The 22,429-nt window shown below is 43.2% G+C and carries 19 protein-coding genes; 3 read left to right on the plus strand and 16 right to left on the minus strand.

The window, feature by feature from the left end; all coding sequences use genetic code 11:
• Positions 1–235 precede the first annotated feature (235 nt).
• On the plus strand, positions 236–1,576 hold the full coding sequence (locus AB6E52_RS00315; protein WP_017060807.1) for an MATE family efflux transporter: 1,341 nt from the start codon (positions 236–238) through the stop codon (positions 1,574–1,576).
• Between the two features lie 93 nt (positions 1,577–1,669).
• Here AB6E52_RS00315 and AB6E52_RS00320 read toward each other — a convergent pair whose 3' ends face one another.
• Both AB6E52_RS00320 and AB6E52_RS00325 read right to left on the minus strand, forming a co-directional pair.
• Positions 1,670–3,364 carry a solute:sodium symporter family transporter gene (locus AB6E52_RS00320; protein ID WP_102319935.1) on the minus strand — a complete coding sequence of 565 codons (1,695 nt, stop codon included), beginning with the start codon at positions 3,362–3,364 and terminating at the stop codon, positions 1,670–1,672.
• 102 nt (positions 3,365–3,466) lie between these two features.
• Positions 3,467–5,569 (minus strand): alpha-galactosidase, encoded by a 2,103-nt coding sequence (locus AB6E52_RS00325; protein ID WP_102319934.1) that lies wholly within the window; start codon positions 5,567–5,569, stop codon positions 3,467–3,469.
• Positions 5,570–5,819: 250 nt separating this feature from the next.
• On the opposite strand from AB6E52_RS00325, the gene AB6E52_RS00330 reads away from it, so the two are divergent.
• The gene (locus tag AB6E52_RS00330) at positions 5,820–6,893 is read left to right on the plus strand and encodes a LacI family DNA-binding transcriptional regulator (protein ID WP_102319959.1); all 1,074 of its coding nucleotides are present in this window, start codon (positions 5,820–5,822) and stop codon (positions 6,891–6,893) included.
• Positions 6,894–7,126: 233 nt separating this feature from the next.
• On the opposite strand, the gene AB6E52_RS00335 is transcribed toward AB6E52_RS00330, so the two are convergent.
• Positions 7,127–8,053 carry a LysR family transcriptional regulator gene (locus AB6E52_RS00335; protein ID WP_102319933.1) on the minus strand — a complete coding sequence of 309 codons (927 nt, stop codon included), beginning with the start codon at positions 8,051–8,053 and terminating at the stop codon, positions 7,127–7,129.
• Positions 8,054–8,153: 100 nt separating this feature from the next.
• Between AB6E52_RS00335 and chrA the strand changes: the two genes are divergently transcribed.
• Complete coding sequence (gene chrA, locus AB6E52_RS00340; RefSeq protein ID WP_102319932.1) at positions 8,154–9,302, plus strand: chromate efflux transporter; 1,149 nt, start codon at positions 8,154–8,156, stop codon at positions 9,300–9,302.
• Between the two features lie 75 nt (positions 9,303–9,377).
• On the opposite strand, the gene AB6E52_RS00345 is transcribed toward chrA, so the two are convergent.
• From AB6E52_RS00345 to AB6E52_RS00405, 13 genes are read right to left on the minus strand one after another with little or no spacing between them, the layout of a single operon-like run.
• The gene (locus tag AB6E52_RS00345; protein ID WP_102319931.1) at positions 9,378–10,091 is read right to left on the minus strand and encodes a class I SAM-dependent methyltransferase; all 714 of its coding nucleotides are present in this window, start codon (positions 10,089–10,091) and stop codon (positions 9,378–9,380) included.
• A gap of 9 nt (positions 10,092–10,100) precedes the next feature.
• Positions 10,101–11,030 carry a glycosyltransferase family 2 protein gene (locus tag AB6E52_RS00350; protein WP_102319930.1) on the minus strand — a complete coding sequence of 310 codons (930 nt, stop codon included), beginning with the start codon at positions 11,028–11,030 and terminating at the stop codon, positions 10,101–10,103.
• Complete coding sequence (locus AB6E52_RS00355; RefSeq protein ID WP_102319929.1) at positions 11,027–12,790, minus strand: hypothetical protein; 1,764 nt, start codon at positions 12,788–12,790, stop codon at positions 11,027–11,029. Before AB6E52_RS00355 ends, AB6E52_RS00350 begins: the two co-directional genes overlap by 4 nt.
• 34 nt (positions 12,791–12,824) lie before the next feature.
• Positions 12,825–13,829 (minus strand): lipopolysaccharide assembly protein LapB, encoded by a 1,005-nt coding sequence (locus AB6E52_RS00360; RefSeq protein ID WP_102319928.1) that lies wholly within the window; start codon positions 13,827–13,829, stop codon positions 12,825–12,827.
• Complete coding sequence (locus AB6E52_RS00365; protein ID WP_102319927.1) at positions 13,826–14,797, minus strand: type II secretion system F family protein; 972 nt, start codon at positions 14,795–14,797, stop codon at positions 13,826–13,828. The genes AB6E52_RS00360 and AB6E52_RS00365 overlap by 4 nt, the downstream gene beginning before the upstream one ends.
• A gap of 3 nt (positions 14,798–14,800) precedes the next feature.
• Positions 14,801–15,766 carry a type II secretion system F family protein gene (locus AB6E52_RS00370; RefSeq protein WP_102319926.1) on the minus strand — a complete coding sequence of 322 codons (966 nt, stop codon included), beginning with the start codon at positions 15,764–15,766 and terminating at the stop codon, positions 14,801–14,803.
• 9 nt (positions 15,767–15,775) lie between these two features.
• Positions 15,776–17,227 carry a CpaF family protein gene (locus tag AB6E52_RS00375; RefSeq protein ID WP_102319925.1) on the minus strand — a complete coding sequence of 484 codons (1,452 nt, stop codon included), beginning with the start codon at positions 17,225–17,227 and terminating at the stop codon, positions 15,776–15,778.
• A gap of 33 nt (positions 17,228–17,260) precedes the next feature.
• A complete protein-coding gene (locus AB6E52_RS00380) occupies positions 17,261–18,475 on the minus strand; it encodes an AAA family ATPase (protein ID WP_102319924.1) in 1,215 nt (404 codons plus the stop codon).
• Positions 18,476–18,499: 24 nt separating this feature from the next.
• Entirely contained in the window at positions 18,500–18,991 is a 492-nt protein-coding gene (locus AB6E52_RS00385; RefSeq protein WP_102319923.1) for a TadE/TadG family type IV pilus assembly protein, read from the minus strand.
• Complete coding sequence (locus AB6E52_RS00390) at positions 18,991–19,419, minus strand: TadE/TadG family type IV pilus assembly protein (RefSeq protein ID WP_050652461.1); 429 nt, start codon at positions 19,417–19,419, stop codon at positions 18,991–18,993. The genes AB6E52_RS00385 and AB6E52_RS00390 overlap by 1 nt, the downstream gene beginning before the upstream one ends.
• A gap of 2 nt (positions 19,420–19,421) precedes the next feature.
• Positions 19,422–20,690: a Tad domain-containing protein gene (locus tag AB6E52_RS00395; protein WP_102319922.1), complete on the minus strand. Its 1,269-nt coding sequence runs from the start codon at positions 20,688–20,690 to the stop codon at positions 19,422–19,424.
• A gap of 16 nt (positions 20,691–20,706) precedes the next feature.
• Complete coding sequence (locus AB6E52_RS00400; RefSeq protein ID WP_061032538.1) at positions 20,707–20,979, minus strand: hypothetical protein; 273 nt, start codon at positions 20,977–20,979, stop codon at positions 20,707–20,709.
• Positions 20,969–22,423 carry a type II and III secretion system protein family protein gene (locus AB6E52_RS00405; protein WP_102319921.1) on the minus strand — a complete coding sequence of 485 codons (1,455 nt, stop codon included), beginning with the start codon at positions 22,421–22,423 and terminating at the stop codon, positions 20,969–20,971. The genes AB6E52_RS00400 and AB6E52_RS00405 overlap by 11 nt, the downstream gene beginning before the upstream one ends.
• Between the last annotated feature and the right edge of the window lie 6 nt (positions 22,424–22,429).

The following is a 22,429-nucleotide window of genomic DNA, read 5'->3' on the forward strand; positions in this document are numbered from 1 at the left end:
ACTCTGTTCGTTGTACTCAGCTAACACAGGCAAGCTTTTACTCACAAAAAGCAAAGAGTGCTCTTGCTATGAAATCCCATTCAAAAATTTCATCACCCTCACTGAAATATTGAATTCTGAAGACTTATTCGAATTTTATTTATCCTTATTAGCCTTCCGGACATTAATTTGATAGTCGTTTACTAAATAATAGCTAAACTATAGCGTCGCCTACCCCTTTTTTGAGAAAACCTAAATGCCTAATGCTGATTCCACCCTAAACAAACGTATGGGAATCGTTGCGCTCACCTGGCCAATTTTTATCGAAGTTCTTTTAAGAACCGCACTCAACACCAGTGATGTATTCATGTTATCGGGATACTCGGACAAAGCCGTGTCTGCCGTTGGTGTTATTTCTCAGATATCCTTTTTCCTGATCATTGTCTCGACCATGGTCAGCAGTGGTACGGGTATTCTAATCGCGCAATACAATGGTGCTTCCCGCACTCAAGAGAGCGCTCACGTGGGTGTAGCAAGTATCATTCTGGCCATTATTGCCGGTGTGCTACTGAGTGTGATTGCCGTTCTTGTTGCTGAATATTTTATCCCACTTTATCAACTCGAACCTCAAGTCGAACAGTACGCGCAAGAATACCTGTTCATCAGTGGTGCTCTCACCTTCAATGTAACCATAGGTGTGGTTCTCACCACTATTTTGCGCAGTCATGGCTATTCAAAGTCACCGATGGTGATCAATATGATTGCAGGTGTCATCAACGTATTCGGTAACTACTGTGCCTTATATCAACCTTTTGGTTTGCCTGTATACGGCGTGCAAGGGGTTGCGACCGCGACCGTCATTAGCCAAGTAATCGGAATGTTGATCTTGATTGGTGTGGTCAGAAGCAAAGGGATTTATCTACCAGTGAAGCAGTTTAAATCTGTGCCGAAAGCCATCTATCAAAAAATCATGAAGATCGGCTCGATGAACGCTGGAGAAGTGCTCTCTTATAACATGGCTCAGATCAGCATTACCTTCTTTGTAGTGCAGATGGGTACGTCTTCACTGGCTGCGTTTACTTACGCACAAAACATCGCTCGCCTCTCTTTTGCGTTTGCACTGGCAATTGGTCAAGGCAGCCAAATCCAAACAGGCTATTACATTGGTAAGGGTTGGATCGACGAGATTACCAAGCGCGTGCAACGTTACTTTGTGGTTGGCTTTATCGCGTCAACCGCGATCACCTGCATGGTGTATGTGTTCCGTTTCGAAATTCTCGATCTGTTCACGCAAGATCCAGAGATCATTGCGCTAACGGCGGCACTGATTGCAGGTTCCATCATTCTTGAAGCTGGACGAGTATTTAACCTTATCTTTATCTCTTGTCTAAAGGCTGCTGGCGACATTAAATTCCCGATCAAAATGGGCATTCTCAGCATGTGGGGCATTGGGGTTGCCATGAGCTATTTGCTTGGCGTGCATTGGGGTTATGGCGTATTGGGTGCTTGGATGGCAATCGCGATGGACGAGTGGTTCCGTGGAATCATCATGGCCTATCGCTGGCGAGCTAAGAAATGGACTCGATTCTCTTTTTAGACTTTTTAGCCTTCCATTTATCTTCACAAGATCGAAAAACGCCGCTCCTATTTCCAAAGAGCGGCGTTTTCGTTTTTAATTACCCGAACTCATCTACGCGGTCGCAAGTGCTTTCTTTCGCTTTGCTAGTCGTCCAAAAATACCGAGCAACATAACAATGCCACACACGCCATAAACTTGCATGATGGTTGGATCGTCCGATACAAAACCCACATCCGAGAACATAACGTAAGCACCAAGCACCATGTAAAGAATAATAGCCGAAGCCTCGAAACGGAACTCCCAAGGTGTCACATCAATATTCTCATTGACTGGCATCACGTACTCAGACTCACGCGGCATAAAGTAACCAATGATGAACATCAACGCGGTACATACCACGAACAGAATCGCTAATTGATGTAGGAAGTGAATCGGAGTTTTGAACACCAACTGCATTGCAGCGTAAGAACTTACAAACACCACCAACGCCACTTTCGCCGCTACAGCTGGTACACGTTTAGAGATATAGCCGACAAACACGATAGTGAAGATTGGCACACTGAAGAAACCTGCCACCATTTGTAGATATTGGAACAAACCTTCTGGTGCGTACATGATGAATGGTGCGATACATACCGAGATAATCGCAATCACGACACCAAAAATACGCCCTTTACCCACTAGCTCTTCATCGGTTTTACCTTGTCCGAATAGCGGCTTATACACGTTCAATGCAAACAGAGTCGTTGAGCTGTTCAACACACCATTAAAGGTACTCAAAATCGCACCAAACATCACCGCAACGAAGAAGCCCACTAGCGGCTTAGGCAAAACTTCATTAACTAAACGGGTGTACATGGTGTCTGGATTACCCGCATCAGCGCCAAACATATGGAAAGCAATGATACCCGGAATGATCAAAAACAGCGGAGAGATGACCTTAATCGCACCGGCAAGGATTACACCTTTCTGACCTTCTTTCAGGTTCTTAGCACCCAATGCGCGTTGAATGATAGATTGGTCAGTACCCCAGTAATACAAGTTCACCAAAAGCAGACCTGTGAACAATGTTGAGAACGGCAGTGGATCGGTTTCTGTACCCACCGATTGGAGCTTCTCTGGCGCGGCATAAAGCAGAATATCTAAGCCAGCACCGAAACTCCCCTCGCCCAACACCATTAAACCAAATACAGGGATCATCATGCCGCCGACAATCAAGCCTACACCATTAATGGTATCTGCAATTACAACCGCCTTTAGGCCACCATAAATCGCGTAAAAGAAGCCAAGTAGACCAATCGTCGCCGAAATCAGTGCAATTGAACTAAACTCTGAAATATTTAGCAGGGCCTGAACATCGAAGATTTCACCCAAAACAACAGCGCCCGCGTAAAGTGTGGTAGGCAAAATGTTGATCACGTATTGGCACAAGAAAAGTAACGTCACAAACTTCTTCACCGACATGTCGTAGCGGCTCTCTAAGAAATCAGGAATGGTGGTGATACCTTGTTTCAAATAACGAGGAACTAACATTAAAGCAATAATCACCAAGGTGACACCAGAAGCCACTTCCCAACCCATGACACTCATGTTGTGGGTGTAAGATTGTGCGCTCATGCCCACGAAACTGGTGGCACTCAAGTTCGTTAAGATAAGTGAGCTGGCAATTAAGCCACCGGTTAAGCTTCTTCCGCCAAGAAAGAAACCATCTTGTGAGGTGTTTTTGTCATTTTTCACTTTGTTGTAGGTAAACGCGACTACAAACCCAGTAAATAACAAAAATGACAACAGAACGGTAATAGACATTTTGTTTTCCTTAAGTTGAGTTATTGCGGCAGCAATACCTCGCTGCCGATTATAATTTTTATATTTAGATTTTTATTTGTAGGGGTACTCAGAGTCAGAGATTCACATCTTTTTTAGATGCACAATCAAGGCAGACTCTGGGTCGAGAATAGGTAAGGTCAATCCAATCTCTTTGAGGTTATCGCCGCTTAAAGTCAGAGTTTTATCTAACCATTGAGGGCGTTGTTTCATGAGTTGGAAACTGGTTTGTGGCATCTCCACTAACTTCACTTGATACAGCGCACTGTCTTCCACGCAGCTAATACGAAGTGGTGATGGCAGAGCGTATTCAGGCATGGCCAACTGACACACGGTGATCAGCATTTCATCATCATTCTGCACCCCATAGATGTTCTGGTTTTTGTCCGCGGGATCCATGCGGAAACTACGACCTGAGTGCAAAATATGGCGGAACTGCTTATGCAGAGAGATGTAGTGAGAGAAAGCTTGCTTCTCTTGTTGCGACTCTTTAACCGGGTCAAGTTCAACGCCCATGTGCCCCATCAAAGCGGTGACACCACGCATATTGATACTGTGACGACGATTGGTTGAATGGCACTCAGCAGGGCCAATGTGCGCACCCATAACTTCTGGTGGGAAGAAGTAGCTCATGCCTTTTTGAATGGCTTGTCGTTCCAATGCATCGTTACAATCGGATGCCCAGAATCGATGTGTTCTTTTAAGGATTTCAAAATCAATGCGACCACCGCCTGATGAGCAAGATTCAATCTCGACCTTAGGGTGTGCTTGATTCAGTTGATCAACGAGACGATACAAGGCTTCAGTTTGACCATGCACCGCCGCCTTACCTTGGTGGCCCGGCTGAACTAATTCACGATTCATGTCCCACTTTAAGTAGCCGATATTGTACGTAGTCAGAAGCGTATCAAGGCGAGAGAACAAGTAGTCAAAGCACGCTTCATTCTGCAAGTCTAAAACATACTGCCAACGACCAGACGGTTGATGATAACCTTGCAAACCTAGGACCCAATCAGGATGGTTACGGTATAGGTTTGAGTCTTGGCTGACCATCTCAGGTTCAACCCACAACCCGAACTCCATCCCCTGTTGGTTAACGTGTTCAATCACAGGTTCTAAGCCATTTGGGTATTTCACTTCATCGAGATACCAATCGCCTAAGGCCGTTCGTTCGCCATCACGACCAATAAACCAACCATCATCAATAATGAATCGTTCAACACCCATTGCGCCGGCTTCGGTTGCCATCTGCATGATGTATTCCGGTTTATGGTCGAAGTAGATGCCCTCCCAAGTATTTAAGTGCACAGGGCGAGGTTTATCGGTAGGGAATTGAATAATGTTGTCACGAACAAACTGCTGAAAACGTTGAGCAATACCGTTCAAACCAGAGTTGCTGTAACAGCCATAGAGCCAAGGTGTCTGGTAAGTAGCCTCTGGTTCTAGAATCGATTCACCCGCTAACAATAACTCTCCCGCTTGTACAAAGCGGCGGCCATCACTGCGAACATCAGCACGCATTTGGTGGTTACCACTCCAACCTAAATGGAAGCCCCACACCAAACCATTCTGTTCTGAGAAACCTTGCGTTCCTGCAAACATGCCAGGGAAGTTTTCATGTGAAGTACGGCCGCGACGGTTCTCTTGCATGAAGCCACCATGCTCAAAACGCTGACGTTGCGTTTGGAACTCATGACACCAACGACCATGGAACGTCATCAATTCATTGGCGTGGTTTGGCAGCGGCAACGTTGATGACAGCTTATTTAAATAGTATTTACTGCCCCCTTTGTTGGTTACTGTGATGCGCTTTTGAACCACATCCGATTCGTAATCCAGTTTAATTTCAACCGTCAATTCAAGCTTAGACACGGTGTCTTCTAGAACAAAAGTGGCTTGCTGAACCTGAGCTTCCACGCGGACGGTATTAAAAACGGGTGCCCAATCAAAACCATCACGATGCCCTTCTATTCCCGGCGCATTAAAATGACCGCTACCCAATTCAGGACAAAGAGAAAGCGGTACATCGACATCAAGGCGTGCTTGAGAGATCGGTCTCTCGGTTGATAACAAAAGATCTTCATCAATACTGGCGATCTTTGCGCCCCAGTGAAGAACCTCTGGAGTACGGCCCGATTTGATGATCAAACTGTGGTTTTTACTTGTTAGATGAATAAATTCGCTCATAGCCAATCTCATATTGTTTTCGTAAACATAAACTAAAATTAATAGTGAACTTGAAGACTGAAATTAGTACTAAAAAGGCTAAATAACGTGATCTAAAAACACTTATTCGTTGCTAAAATTTGCACAAGATCGACTGTTTCCGGAAACATATTTAATGTTTCAAATGACATTTTTTTGAAAGGGAGCAGAGTTTCATTTCGCTAAATTGGATAAGCTCATCGAACGACGGGAATATTCGATGGACGGTGTGATGAGTGTAACTTTTAAAGATGTGGCGAAGCTGGCTGGCGTATCGACTCAAACAGTATCAAGGGTGACGAACGGTTCGCAAGATGTCGCAGAATCCACTCGAAACAAAGTGAATGCTGCGATAAAGAAGCTTGGATATGTGCCCAATAAAGGGGCTCAAATGCTCAGCCGTTCCAAGTCCACCAGCATAGGGTTAGTGACGCTCGATATGGCACTGCATGGCGCCGCAATGATCGCTAACGGTGTACGAATGCAGGCTCACGATATGGGGTATGGCACCGCTTTTTCTGTAGTATCCGAACCGAACCTCACCAACACCCGCGAGGCTATTCGTGAACTGATGGCTCAACAGGTCGACAGCATCATTCTCAATGTGCCTTTAAAGAGTGCAGACGCCGAATTGCTGGTAGAACAATATCAACACTTGAACCTCATCTTCATTGATGTCCCTTCTAACAGCCAAGTTAACTATATATGCGGCGATCACGCCGAGGGCGCAAAGCTGGCGGCTCAGCATCTTATTGAAAATGGTCGCTCTGAATACTTGTTGATCAGCGGGCCTAACGAATCCAGTGCCTCACAAATCCGTCTTCAGAGTTGGTTGGGTGTGCTATCAGATGCAAACTGTCAGGTACAGTTTCAACATCAAGGAAACTGGCAAGCGGAAAGTGGCTACCTTGGCATTCGAGACGCCGTTGCGAAACAAATCCCATTTGATGCTGTGTTGGTCGCCAGTGATCAAATGGCATTAGGGGTTTTACGCGCACTGCAAGAACTGCAGATTCCAGTCCCTGACAAGGTTGCGGTCGCCGGCTTTGATGGCATCGAGGACAGTGCGTTTTTTAATCCACCACTGACCACCATCAAACAAGACTTCACCACGATTGGTCGACAAGCTGTGGTACTTGCAGAGAAGCTCAACGCTAACTCACAAGATGCTTTACTGCAGCACCATATCGAAACTGCATTACTCCCAAGAGAAAGTAGCCAACCTAAGGTGACGGCTCACTATGAAAAACAAGAGATCGAGCAACTGCTGAAAAGAATTCAGACCCTTTTGCCAGAATCGACATAAAAGAAAAAGCGCTAGGGGGAGCTAGCGCTTTAAGACCAACTAAGTCCGTTTAGCCTGGTAGTTTTTTAAGCTATATCATGAGGATATAACCAATTTTTTTACTTAGGTAAATCAAAAAGCCTATTCTTTACGACTGCCTTGAGTCGTAAATTAAGTATAGTCGGGTTCTTATAATAAACCGGATTTTTCTAAAATTAATTCATATGAATTTGACGATTAACCGACACAATAAACTATTCGGAAATCACAGATGAGATCGCATTAGTAATCAACTTTCTAAGTAGTTTATTTTTATCATCTAAATGCTTTGCCTTTCTATAAACAAGCTGGATATCAAAATCTGGAACATCAATAGGTGGCTTCACAGCTAGTAAGGTTTCTTCACTATCAATATCCTTGCGCGCGACTAGCTTGGGGACAATACACAATAGTTCTCTGCCACGAATGAGTCGTTTAACAGTTAAAAAGTTACTGGAAGATATCGCGACTTTCCGGCTTAAGCCGAGTTCACCTAAACGAGTGTCCACTCCCGTCTTTAAAGCCCCTGCAGGGGAAACAAGCGCGTGCTCGACAGCAACAAATTGTTCTAGCGACATCGGCTCCTCAATAGATAGAACCGATTGATCAAGTAAACAAACATGTTGCTCCGTATACAAATGCTTTGTTCGATATTGCTTTGGTACCTCACCAAAGCTGCCTATCGTCATATCAAGCTTGGCATCGTCAAAGACTTGCTGGTAGTTACTCAGGTTTACATTGAACAACGCTACTTGAGAATAAGGAGAGGATTGCTTAATCAGGTCAAACAATATTGGAGCGAACATCTGCTCGGCATAATCAGTGAGACCAATCTTCCAAGTCCCTTTATAAGTCTCTGCATCAAACGATTTAGATAACAGAACTTCAGACTGGATGGTATTCAGTAGCGCGTCCACGGTACTTGATAGTTCAATGGCTCGGTCGGTCGCCTCCATCTTGCTACCTACACGCTCAAACAAAGGGTCATCAAACAACTTTCGTAGCCTTTGTAAGCTATGGCTCATCGCAGATTGGCTGACATAACAACGCTCAGCAGCCTTACTCACGCTATTCGTTTTATACAAAGCCTGCAGTGCAATCAACAAGTTAAGGTCGACCCCTTTCCAGTTAAAATCAGCCACAAATCAATCCCATATCATTCATAATTATAATTAAAACAATTAATTTGAATCATAGTTCAACTCCACCTAAATTACGCTAAACATTTATCTGGAATCGATCATGCTTTCAATTTTTAAAACCTTTTTCTGGCTTGGCTGGATTAGCTTCGGTGGACCAGCGGCACACATTGGCTACTTCCGTAAAACCTTTGTTGAGAAACTGAACTGGTTGTCCGACGAAGAGTACGGGCAGATTGTCGCTCTTAGTCAATTTCTACCGGGCCCAGGTTCAAGTCAGGTTGGCTTTGCGGTCGGCTACAAGAAAGGTGGATTAACAGGTGCTATTGCTGCATTTGTCGGCTTCACTTCCCCATCTGTGATTCTGATGCTGATATTGGCGTTAGTCAGCAACCAGCTATTGGAAGATCCACTTTTCAATTCAATCATTCACGGGCTTAAGTTATTAGCGGTAGTGGTTGTAGCTGATGCAACCTTTGGTATGTACAAGAACTTTTGCCAATCGAAGATAGCGACCGCCTTATGTGTGATTACCGCGATTGTACTACTACTGATTCCAGGCATCTGGCCTCAAGTTTTAGTGCTTCTATTTGCAGCAATGGTTGGCAGTAAGTTCTTGACGTCTCAAGAGCTCAAAACGATACCTTCAACGCAAAAAATATCGGTAACGCCTCTGGTGATTTTTGTTGCTTTGCTGGTTGGTCTGCCTCTATTCAGTGCTTACTCTCAAGGTATTGAAGTGTTTGGCCTGTTCTACCAAGCAGGTAGCTTAGTATTCGGTGGCGGCCACGTGGTACTTCCGTTGCTACAAAATGGTATTGGTGACCAACTGTCTCAAGATGCCTTCCTAACAGGTTATGCAGCAGCACAGGCAGTACCAGGGCCTATGTTTACACTTGCGACTTACTTAGGTTATGTATTGATGCCATCGGCACCGATCATAGGCGCACTACTCGCAACGATTGCTGTGTTCTTACCGGGCTTCTTATTGCTACTCGGTATATTGAAAAACTGGCAGGCGATTGCAAGCAAACCATTAGTTGCTGGTGCACTTACCGGTGTGAATGCAGCGGTAGTCGGGTTACTACTTGCGGCTCTGTATCAGCCAATCTTCACAAGTGCGGTGAGTGGCGGTTTAGACTTCGCTCTGATCATCATAGGTGTGTGGCTACTGAAAACGGTCAAGATGCCAATCGTAGGGCTTGTCGGCATGTTTATGCTATTCGGCGCTCTTACTGGCTTTGTTAACTAAAGATCTAACCGAAGCAAGAAGTTAGTGAATACCTAACTTCTTGCTTACGACTGAACGATAGGAGCCGTCGAACCTTTAACTAGCAGGCTTGATTCCATGGAAGTTAAAAAACAAATTGCAATCAATTAGCGGGATTGGGCTTAACGGCCAAAAAGAGTGTTTATTATCAGGGAGATAGTACTTTAAAAAGGCGATCAAATTATTGCAGGGATTAACATGTTCTCTCGCCATAATGTAATCGTAGTTCCACCCCTTTTTCACTCCAAGTTTTCTTGTCGTCATATAACGACCAACCTTCCATGCAATACCTGGGTCTGTAGGAATCAAAATGGACAAAGTGCCGCCCGGCTTTAATACCCTAAGCCATTCTTTAATCACAAGATGAGGCTCATAAAGGTGTTCCAATATATGTGTCGCAATAACACGATCAAAGCAGTTGCTTTCAAAGTCTAACGCTCGTGCATTCGTTACATTAAAAACGAGCTTGTCATAAGTACTGGTGTTACTGAGTTGCCTTTTTGCCACTTCAAGTGCGGCAGAATCGCCATCACTGACCGTATACTCGTCAAAACTATGCTGAACATGTCTCAAGTGTTCACCCGTTCCTGAACCCACTTCTAGCACCTTCGAGAAATGATCTCTGTTACTGAAAGGCTTCTCACACGCTATATGACCCGCCCTCATCACATAGCCTGTTGTACTGCTTTCGTAGACTCGCTCGTCATATTCATCACTGAAACGGGACAAATAATCGAGCCACTCCTTGTCTTCATCCTTGTTTATTCTCATTCCTGAATCCTATTGAGATGGCTTGTGATCGTGACTTCTTAATATTGAAAGGATCCTCATCTCTCGTCTGCCGCGCGACACGTTGTCGAGTATCAAGCCGCAAAAGAAAGACATCACCGCGATAAGTGCAATTGAACTAGACAGAATAGCTGTTGGGACTCTTTCAACGAGCCCGGTATCAATAAAATCGATAATAACGGGAATCCCTAATCCTAATGAAATAAAACAAAGCAACACTGACAACACACCGAAAAAAAACATCGGCTTTACGTCTCGTAGCAGGAACAAAATAAAGTTGAGGATTTTGATCCCATCACTCAATGTATTCAGCTTACTCGCCGTGCCTTCAGGCCTTGAGTGATAATGAGTGGGTACTTCTTTGATCGACATATTGTGGTGCAATGCATGCACGGTTAGTTCCGTCTCAATTTGAAAGCCGTCACTGAAAATAGGGACCGTTTTTACAAACCGGCGACTCATCACTCGATAGCCAGAGAAAACGTCATTCAATTGAGCATTGAACCCTTTATTTATCAGAGTCGAAAACATCTTATTACCCAAAATATGTCCTGCAGGATAAGCCTCGGAAGAGCGCTCTCGACTGCCAATGATCATATCGAGCTGTTCAGTAACCAGTTGTTCAATCAGTGTAGGGCAAATGGAGGCGTCGTAGGTATCATCACCATCAGCCATAATATAAATATCAGCATCAATATCTGAGAACATCCGTCGCACAACTTCACCTTTGCCCTGACGATACTCATGGCGAACAACAGCACCAGCTTGCAGCGCCTCTTCGACCGTGCCATCAGTAGAGTTATTGTCGTACACATAAACCGTCGCACTTGGTAGTGCACGTTGAAAGTCAGCCACCGTTTTTCCAACCGCTCCGGCTTCGTTATAGCACGGGAGTAACACCGCTATGGTTTGATTCTTCATGAGCTCTCCCTGACTCGAAACACTCGGTACCCATTTTCAATATTGTCGTACACAACATCTAACCAAGTTGGCGTATCTGAGCTGTACAGCTTATTGATCAATGCCTCCTCGCTAGCCGAGTCCTTTAAAATCAACAAATGCGGATCATTGCCAATAACAATGATATCGATGCTTTTCTCTATGATTTTCCGTTCGGCTAAGCTCAGATCTTCCTCTAGCATTACTTCAATAAGAAATTGGTTCCCAACAATATTTCGATGGTAAGGAGCAGCAATAATTCGATTATCCGTTTTTGCCAACACTGGAGCCCCCGTTTCAATCCCTGAAAGTATGGTGTGCGAATTTATATCGTTATCTTTTAACACCTTATGAATCTTCAGAGATTGCTCCTTTTGATCAAGAGTAGTTGTAATTTCTTCGGTTGGCGACAACGCGAGAATGACAAAGGCGACCGCTAGTGGTGCTCCAGAAGTAATAACCGCTGCTTTTATGATGGAGGAACGGATGTAATCTGCTAACTGAAGAATCACGTATGCTTGGAGGGGAGCCGCTAGCACAAAACACAACCTCATGACTCTAATCTGCCAAAAGATCGCAAGGGCTAAATTGAACATAAAGATGAGATACAAAATTGCGCAGTGGTGATTTTTACGCTTAAAAAGTGGATACAAAGTGGCAGGAATCACGAGCAAAGCGTAATTCTCTATCGAGAAAAAACCATGACTTGCGACATATCTAACGACCGATTTCGCTTCCGTCACTTGGTCTAACCAATAGACTTTAAGTATTGGAGGGTAATCAATTAACAACGCACTGCTGAGTGATGGATAAAGCACTGCCACTGGGATTAAAAATAGAACAGCTAGAAATACGAACAGAAAAACCTTTTGCAGTAGACTGTTATCTTCATTCATAAACCGATGATAAACATTAACGAAAAGCCAGCCACAGAAGAAAAGGATGATGAGAACAAATGATATTTCGTCGTACTTAAAAACGAAAAACTCATCGTAAGGCCGATTTAATAAAACCGCACAAATCCCAAACAGAGCGGAACTCGCATACAACTTAGAGATATAGCCAAACCACTCATGGCGAACAAGACCGTAATACACGGTGTAAATCGCGAAAAAAAACATGAATAGCAAAACATTATCAAGCCCCGTCCATAAAGATAGAGACAGCAAGATAGATTGCGCATACACACGCCACGCATGGCGCAACTGCTCATGATTCAATGGCGTTAAAGCTAGAAATAGGACCGCGAAGACCAGCTGAATATTATGATGATCAATAGAACCGGGTAAAAAATGGATAATTGAAGGCGAAGAAATCGCAAACATCATACTAATAAAGCGATACTTGGCACCGAAGAGGTGGTCAGCTAGGTAAAAGCATGACAGCGAAAAAAGTAGCAAGTAAAGCAGAGGGACAAGAGAAATGGATATTGTATAAGCAAGATTATCATCGACGATAAACAACAATGGAAAAGCTACGAGCGATAAGATTAAATCAGGAAAGCGAGACCAATGAATAACAATGCCATCAGCGGCATTAAAATTATTCATTGGCTCTAGGTACCAATGTCCAGTTGCCATCCAATCCTGAAATTGAACGAAACGCATATAGTCGTCATTATCATTCAGGTTAAGAGCTGAAACACTCTCCCACTTGTAAATAAAGATCACTGTGGCACAAACTAGCCAAATGACAGAGATAACAATGATATCTTTATTAAAACTCTCACTTTTAGGCGACATGAATATCCTTTTCACTGAGCCAAAATTTAAACGACTATTGCTCCATCTCTCTCACTTCCGCTAGTGCTCTGTTTAAGTTTTCGTTCGCAACTCTGTAATACGATGGTTTCTTGTCTATTGCTTGCTGAAGGTAAGGAACGGCTTCATCCGGCTTACCTTGTAATATTAGGAAATACCCTACATTATTCAACGCTTCAGGCGTATCCATATGTCGCATAAACATATTAGTGGCTTTCTTAACATCACCGGAAGCCAGATAAATGAGGGCTAGATTGTTTTGAGCCTTCTCACTATTTGGCTCTAACTCTAGAGCTGAACGCGTGTACTGATACGCTTCCTTGTAATTGCCGTACATGTAATGGGAGTAGCCCATATTCAACAGAGCTTTGAATGAGTTTTTGTCTATCTGCAGTGACTTTTTGAAGTACTCTTGAGCTATCTGATGCTTTCCGTCGACATCTTCCAACACACCAATTCCCATATATGCTGATGCAGGAGACATACTGTCAACCTTCAAGCTAGCGACTTCACTTTGGCTTAACGCTTGGTGGTTTTTAATCGTTTCACTGCTTTTCAAACGAACTTGGTCGGCATTAATCGCTTTAAAGAAATAACTTCGACCTTCATCCGTTCGTCGCTGCTTCGTATACAAAACGCCTAATTCCTCCAGTACCTCGGTATGTGCTGGATTGAAATCTAAGGCCGCCAAATACGCTTTCTCGGCAAGCGCTGAGTTGCCACGAGATGAATGGATTTTACCTATAGTAAACAGCGTTTTGTCGTGAAACTCTTGCTCAGGAAAAGACAGAGAGCGGATGTATTCATACAAGGCTAGATCGATGTTGTTGTCCCTTAATGCTACATCACCACGCATGATCGCTTCTTTCTCACTCAAAGGAGGGTCATCATTCGTTAACGTATCTATCGGTTTACCGGAATACAGTTCTGCATCAAATTGATTCGTTGGCTCATCAGATGATGCACAACCGAGTAGTAGTATTGGTAGGAAAAGTAGAAGGAACTTATTGTATAACATCATAAACTTGCTCCCGGCGCACTCAATGCGTCCATTACGATAAGTAGTCCTGGGCCAAGTGCAACAATGAAAAAACAAGGCCAAATAAAAATCAGCATAGGAAATAACATTTTGGTCGGTATTTTCGCCGCAATTTCTTCAGCGGCTTGCTGACGTTTATCTCTAAAGTCTTCAGTATAATCACGAAGCGTTTGCGCTAAGCTACCGCCCATTCTCGATGCATGAGAAAGCAAAGAAACCAACCCTTCCAATTCGACTAAACCGGTTCGCTCGATAAGCTGTCTAAGCGCATCAGGCATAGTGACACCCGCTTGGATTTTAGCAAACACAGTCTCTAGTTCATCCGCAAGTTCCGGCTGAGAGACATAGATCTCAGATGCGACACGTCCAAGGGCTGCATTAAAACCAAGCCCAGACTCGGTACACACAACAAGAAGATCAAGCGCATCAGGGACACCATTTCTTATTTTTTTCTGACGCTCTTTTTGTAACTTGTTCAGAATAATATTTGGCGTAAATGTTCCGAGAAAAACACAAGTCATGATGAGTAAATTATTGTAATCTCCACCCAACGATATGTAATAGACCATAAAAGCAGCGACGATGCCTATTAAACTAGATAAAACCTTCAACGCGTAGAAAACTGATAACGAGCTCTTCTCATGGAACCCAGCATGCATCAGCTTTTCTGAGTAAGTTTCATTGTCCTTTTTATTACCTTTACTTATAAAGGGGCTTAATGATTCTAACGTATTAGAAAAATCATAAGGTTTTCGACCACCAGTACTCCCCTCTTCAGATATTTGTCTTAGCTTCTTATCTAAAGGAGATCTAGCACCTAAAAACAAGAACCCAATAGTCAATGTTAATAAGACAGTAGTGAGCAAAATCATCGCATAGATAACAGCCTGAGAGCTGATCCCAAACTCTGCTAACATCTGCTTCCAGACTTCAATATTTAATAATTCCATAAGTTAAATCTCTATACTGATGATCTTTTTAATCCACAAGGCTCCGATCGCCAAGAGAACAATACCGACACTGACCATCGATAGACCGCGAGGATCTTTGTAAAGTGGCTCGATATATTCAGGACTGGCTACCTTTAAGGCAAAAAATAAACCAAAAGGGGATAAGGTTAAGATCCATGCTGACAGACGGCTTTCAGCAGAGAGCGTTTTTACTTTCCTTTCTAACTTAAAGCGGGCTCTTAGTACTTCAGATACCTTTTGCAGGTTCTCTGATAGATTCCCCCCAGTTTCTTTTTGTAGCATTACTGCACTAGAAAAAGCCAACATTGATACGGTGGGAACTCGCTCTGCCATCTGTAAAATAGCTAAACGTAAGTCATAACCGTAATTAAGTAAGTTGTAGGTATTTTTAAACTCAGCACCGATAGGTTCAGGAAGTTCTTCACCAACTTCATTAAATGATTGAACAAGCGGTTGCCCTGCTTGCAGTGCTCGTCGGATAATATCTAAAGCCTCTGGAAGTTGCTCTTCGAATCGAGCCATTCTATAAGCCACTCGATTTTGTACATACAGATAAGATATAACCCAAACAGAAATGAATGCTGCTAAACTAATAAACCATTCTTGATTGGTCATTATTGATATCAATGTGAGCAAGACACCACAAAGAGAAACAATAAGTAAAAACCGGCTCAATGCTAATTTAAAACCAGCTAATTCCAACATTTTTTTTAATCCAGCAAAGTATGGAATAACTATTAACTTACGGTCTATAGGAGATAATTCTTTGTTATAATGTTCTTTTAATAAAGATAGACTCTCTTCATCGATATTACGTTGCGCCTCCTTCAAACGCCGAGACAACTCTTTATGCTTCGCTTTTTTCCCTGCAGCAGGTAATAACAAAGCTTGAGAGATAAAAAGCACCGCAATGAATAACAGACCTAATGAAACGCTTACATTATCCATAACCTCTCCTTAACCGTGAGTCTCAGTAAAGAGCTCGAAAGGCAGGTCGAGTCCACGTTTGACTAACTGGTCATGATATTGAGGAACTACCCCCGTTGCTGTGTAATAGCCGATAATATTGCCATCTTCATCAATACCTTGACGTTGGAAACGGAAAATTTCCGACATCGTAATCACCTCACCTTCCATACCATTGATCTCTTGGATGCTCACCATACGACGCTTACCATCTTCTTGTCGTTCCATCTGTACGACGAGGTGGATAGCCGAAGCTATTTGAGCTCGTAAGTTTTTGGTTGATATGTTCCACCCAGCCATCGAGAACATGTTTTCGACACGGCTCAAAGCATCACGGGGGGTATTCGCGTGAATAGTAGCAAGAGATCCATCATGGCCCGTGTTCATCGCAGCCAGCATATCAACCGCTTCGCTACCACGAACCTCACCAACCACGATTCGGTCGGGGCGCATACGCAGGGTATTTTTTACGAGTTCTCGCTGGTTGATTTCGCCTTTACCTTCAAGGTTTGCTGGGCGAGTTTCCAATCGAATAACATGAGGTTGTTGAAGTTGAAGCTCCGCAGAATCCTCAATGGTAATTATTCGTTGATCACGTGGAATAAAGCCAGAGAATATGTTTAACGTGGTGGTTTTTCCTGAACCTGTACCACCTGAAATCAATATATTGAGCTCGCCTTTTACTGCAGCTTCAACAAACTTAGCCATTTGGGGTGAAACTGAATTGTAGTCAATAAGGTTATCCATCGTTAAGCGATCCACAGCAAAACGGCGGATAGAAACAGAAGGGCCATCAAGTGCGAGAGGAGGGATAATAGCGTTCACACGTGAGCCATCAACCAAGCGCGCATCTACCATAGGTGATGCTTCATCGATTCGGCGACCAACCTGGCTTACGATACGGTCAATGATATTTCTTAAGTGGCGATCATCAAGAAAAGTATACGGCGTCTTTTCAAGTTTACCTCTTCGCTCGACATAAACGCTTTTAGGACCGTTGACCAAGATATCTGAAACGGTTTGGTCAGCGAGTAAAGGCTCCAACGGCCCAAGACCAAACACCTCATCTTCTATCTGCTTTATAACCCGCTTTCGCCCTTCAGCACTCAGCGCATGACTACCATCGTCAGCCATCAACTGTAAAATGGCTTCATGCAAGTCAACCTTAGCCCGCTCTTTTTCCAAACTTGAGAGTAATCCTAAATCTAGGGTCTCAAGCAGTTGCTTATGAAAAAAGTGTTTGATTGATAACTCTTGCTCTAACACTTTTCGAGCTTCATCAATCGCCTTTTCCTTTTCTACATTCGCTTCAGAACTGCGAGATTGACTAGACGTATCAACACTGGATAAACGCTCAACAGGGTTGGTATCTTCTGAGTCATGCGAAATCTGTTCTACTCTTTTTTCAAACTCTGGATTTACATTTTTTCGTTTAAAGAACATCACAATCCCTCGTGTTCACTATTCATCTACCCGTTATGAAAACCACTTTTTCAACCAGCCTTTTTCTTCTTGCTCTGGTGGTGAAAGAACGTGAGACAAATCGATGATAGAACGAGTAATTGAGCTTTTCTTTCTCGACTGAACTAACGGTTGCCCCAAATTGGCACTCTCTAGTGCCACTTTAAAATCATTAGGCATCAGGTGGATGTCGTGATTGCCCACCGCCTGCTCAATGTCTTTTAACTTTATAGAATGTCGTTTTTCGTAACGGTTAAGGATTACCTCTATTGCGTCGCTTTGTAAGCCGTACTCAAACTTCAGAGACTTAATTAATCTACTTGTGTTTTTTACTGACACTAAACTCTGCTGTAAAACCAGAAGCACTTTCGTTGCAGGTGATATAGCAGATGCAAATACATGATCTAACCCTCTAGATAGGTCGATCACCACATAAGGGTAAAAACGGCGCAATATAGGCAGCAGTCTGCCTATTTTTTGTGCCTGCTCGAAATCATCAGCATTGTTTTCATGTTTAAAGCTTAGAACATGAAGACCAGATTCATGTTTATTGACCAAAGTACCTAAGGAGATTTCATCTAGGTCATTCGCGCTATTTATTGCATCAGAAACGCTGTAGGTGGGAATAATATTTAAGTAATCAGGAATTACTCCAAATTGGAGATCAATATCGAGTAAGAGAACTTCATTTGGGTGTTGATTAGCCATCTCAATAGCGGTATTTAACGCTAAAGTGGTTGCTCCCATCCCTCCCTTGGTGTTCAAAAACAAGATAAATTCTCCATAACTGGAGTTTTCAAGCTTTTCGGAAGCCGTTTTCTTAAGCAAAGGGAGTAAGTCTGAAATAGTGACATTATGAGATAAGAAATCTGAGGCTCCTAAGCGAAGCGCAATTTTTAATGACCCGTTATCACTTTCGTCCCCGAGTACAACTAAAGATAAATCCTTATCCTCGAGCGATAAATCATACCCCTGTAACTCCACCATTTTTTGTGCCCAACTTCCACTTGCTTCTACAAAGATAAGCTCTGGAACATCAGCATTTTTTAGGTATTCCTCGCTCATTGCTGCGAGAGAAAATGATGTAACATGTACATTTCGACATTTCTTTAATTCAAGACTCATATGTGAAAGAAAACCTTCTGAGCTGTATATTAACCAGACCTTAAGGTTTGTTTTCAAACGCACAATATCACTCTCATTTGGCGTTATTTTAATTGCTTCCCCCATGCTACAACTCCTGTATAAAATAACTCATGGACATCTATTCCTTGTTTCGGAATCAGCTCTAACAACTCCTAAACTCTCAGCTGGCAAAATAGTTTCGAACGAAGGAGCTGTAAGATACCCACTAGTACCAAAAAAACTCAAATCTCCGATTAACTGAACGCCATATCCAGTTGCACTCGCCCTTACAAATTTAATGGTACTAAATACTGGATCAGTGTCGTAACCTGACGTAATTTCATTCCCATCAATATCTAAATAAGCAACTTCTAAATTGGCAGCGGTAAATCCTACAAGAGGAATATCTCCCACAACCATTGCGGCAATATTATCTCTATCTGCTACATAGCAAACCGTTGCTAACCTTGCTGCTTTCCTCGTGGCTTCACTTACCATCTGCAACGAAAACATATAGGCACCCAATGCCAAGATTATAAAAATCAAGAGAAAAATCAGCCATGACACTAATGTGAACTCTATGATAGCAAGCCCTTCAATACACCTTTTTGACTTTCTCATCACAGCACCCTCATAACCGAAGTGACGCTTAACGGAATCGAAAAACTCTCCGAGGAAAAGGGAATAGACAAGAAATGTGGAACATAATCATAGGTAACACTTACCCGTACATAACTATCTCCTGACGGTGGCGTAACGGTAACATCTGCAGTCGTCAATGAAGATAACACCGCAGTCCCTACACTATTCTGTCCGTAAACCACCACATTTTGAATTTCGGAAGTCGGCGCAATAGTTCCACCGATCGTTCCATAGACTTCACTAACTGCGTAACGAGCACCGTTTTGCACAGATTTAGATATCACATTGTAATGGACTAAAATATTGCCAAATTCCAGCACCAATATCAGAAAGAACAGTAATACCGGGGTCGCTATAACCACCTCAATGGCTGCAAAACCACCCTGTAATTTATTGAATAGTTTCATGGTTACGACTCCCCACTATCTGGGTCCTTATACAATACGATTTTGTATGTCCCTTCCGTAGTCGAGTTAGTACTGCCAGATCCGCTAGCTACGCTACAAGAGTGTATAAATTCACCAAAAACTGCAGGCGTTCCTGAGTTATTGGTCGGCGCTTTTTGTAGCAAGAAGAAACAACCAATTTTGTTCACCGTAAATTCAGTCGCACCGCCACTTTTACCTGAACAATCCACCATAGGTATAGGTAATATACGACGCCAAGCAACACCATTAGCCGCACACCCAGAACCATTATTAGCTATGCATGTGTTAGTCGCTGATTCATATTGAGCATAGGTATAACTGCCGTCAAAATCGATATCTCCCGTACTAGCATCGATCGTAATCTCATTAGTAGGCTCAGTCGTTACATAATCAGTGGGGTAATCTGATGCCGATAATCCTCCACCATAATCACCAAATCGAGTATTTAAGCCATCACCGGTAGGACCAACCGTTCCTCCTGGTTTGGTGGTTATATCGTCACCTATTGCAACAGGATAACTATAGTCCCCCCCTAGACCTTCTTTTACCGTTTTACCACCAGAGCCAAAGTCCAATAGGTGGTAATTTCCATTACCCATTTCAGATAGTTTGTTATCTCCAACTTTCAAAGCATGAACGGTACCGACTTCATAGCCAAAAACATTCGTTATTTCTTCACCAGTTACATCATGAAAGCCATCTTCAGGATCTATATCATTGTCAGATGTCCCATCACCAATACATACACCTATTGGTACAACGTTATTTACAACTTCTTGCCCTGAACTGGGGCCCGCAACAGCACTAGCAGATACCTCTTTATCAAGGCCAAATAATTGAATAAAGAATTCACTCATACCCAATGAATCTACTCGAACACGCACATAAACATCATCGTCGATGCCAAAAGTAGCCGTGCCCGTAAAGTCTTGAGGATCATTAGAGTAATCGATACTGATTGAAGCGGTTGAAAAATCAAACTCGTGGTTTCCCGTCGAGCCAGCCATGGCATTTAATGCAGTGCCAACCTCGGCATCTACTGCATCTTTATCCTTACTATTATCCAAAATAGTTGCGGCAGCTAAAGCAGCTGAATCTACCGCATTTTGTAACCGTGTTTTGTTCACAACCATATGGTTGATATCTACAGCTAACGCTGAGACAGCTAAAAAAACCAACAAAGCGGCTGTAATCATGACTACGACTAAGCCTTGTTGCTTTTTGGGGCTTTGTGATACTCGATACAACATGTGAGTACCTCCAGATTTAGTTAAACTCTTCTAGGATCTGGCTACTACTGCTTCCGGACAGATCATTTTCACCTCTGCCAACATATCGGTCGTAACCAGCCTGCATCCGCTCCCCTGTACCGTCCGGTACTTCGAGTAGATTCTCTTGGGTCGCATTAGGGTTATATGTTTGTTCTGTTTTCACTAGTGCTACTGAATGTCCCAAACGGGCATCATTAGCACAGCCAACTAGCACCATCACGAGAAAGACCATCATTATTCTAATCATATCTATCTCCTTATAAATCATGACCAAATGAGCCTTCACTACCGCCGTCGGTTGGCGATACGGCCTGTGCTGATTGAGATTGCTCTGAAGTGGATTCAGACGGTTCAGCAATGTAAGCGCTTCGGCCTAACAAATAATATTCCAAGTCATTAGGGTCGACGAAAGCATCTGTTGGTAATGTCACTTTCGTGCGGTCGATTGGCTTGGCAAGCCTTGGAGTCACAAGAATAACCAGTTCGGTTTCGCCAGATACATACTCTTGGCTGTTGAAAAGCTGCCCTAAAATCGGCACATCACCAAAGCCTGGCATCTTGTTGCTGATATCTCTCACATTCTCACTCAGTAAACCTGCAATACCGATAGTCTGGCCATCTGCTAACTCAAGAGTTGAAGATGCACTACGACGCGTAATAGGTGGAATGAAGTAAGTCGCGTTGGTAGTACCAGGATCAATCGTTAGCGAGCTACTATTCGCAATTTCACTCACATCAACAGCCAAGTTCAGGTTGATTTTTTTATCACTAAGAACCGTTGGGATGAATTTCAGCCCTACACCATATTCTTTGTATTCAATGGTGATGCCGTCTTCATCAGGCACAGGGATTGGGAACTCACCGCCCGCTAAAAATTCAGCTTTTGAACCACTTAACGCGGTTAGATTCGGCTCAGCCAAAACTTTGGCTACACCATTCTGCTTTGCAACATCCAAAGCAAAGGTAAACAATGTATTGCTATCGATAAAAGAACCTAAAATCCCATAATCTGTTGAGGTGGGAATATCAAAAATCGGCGTTGCACCCAATACACCAGCAGGCACAGAAGACGCTCCCCATGAAAAATCAGAACCACTGGTTTGGAAGAAATGGAAGTTAGCATCGAATTTTCGAACTAAGCTTCTTTGCACTTCAGCGACAGTGACCTCTAGCATGACTTGCTGAGCACCACCAATCGACATTAAGTTGATGACCCCAGTCGCCGCAGCTTGCTCACTACCACTCTCTTTTGACTCATCTGCGGTTTGCCCGGAGGAGTAAGTTTCTGCAATTCTCATCGCGACATTCATCTGCTGTTGGTTGCTCACCTGACCGCTCAGCAACAAACGGTTTTGCGCACTATGTACTTCGATAGTTTCATCAGGAAGGAACTCATATAACTTCGCCTTTAAACTATTAAGATCATGAGTAACCTCAATGTTAATAGACTCAATCAACCGACCTCGAGAGTCCCAAGCCATTAGGTTTGTCGCACCTAATTTTTTACCAATTAAAAACACTTCATTTGATTTTAAAATTACAATATCTAAAACTTCAGGATCACCAAGAGAAACCTTCGCCGCTTTTCCCGACAGCACGACATGCGTAGATTTATGATGTGGAACCGTGACTGTTTTTCCCGTTTGTAACGCCGCAACACTGGCCGTCGAAATACAAATTAGGCTCAAAACACACGCAATTAATATTCTCATATTTCA

It is taken from the genome of Vibrio sp. 10N.247.311.13, assembly GCF_041467595.1.
In the GTDB taxonomy this organism is placed as follows: Bacteria; Pseudomonadota; Gammaproteobacteria; order Enterobacterales; family Vibrionaceae; genus Vibrio; species Vibrio crassostreae_C.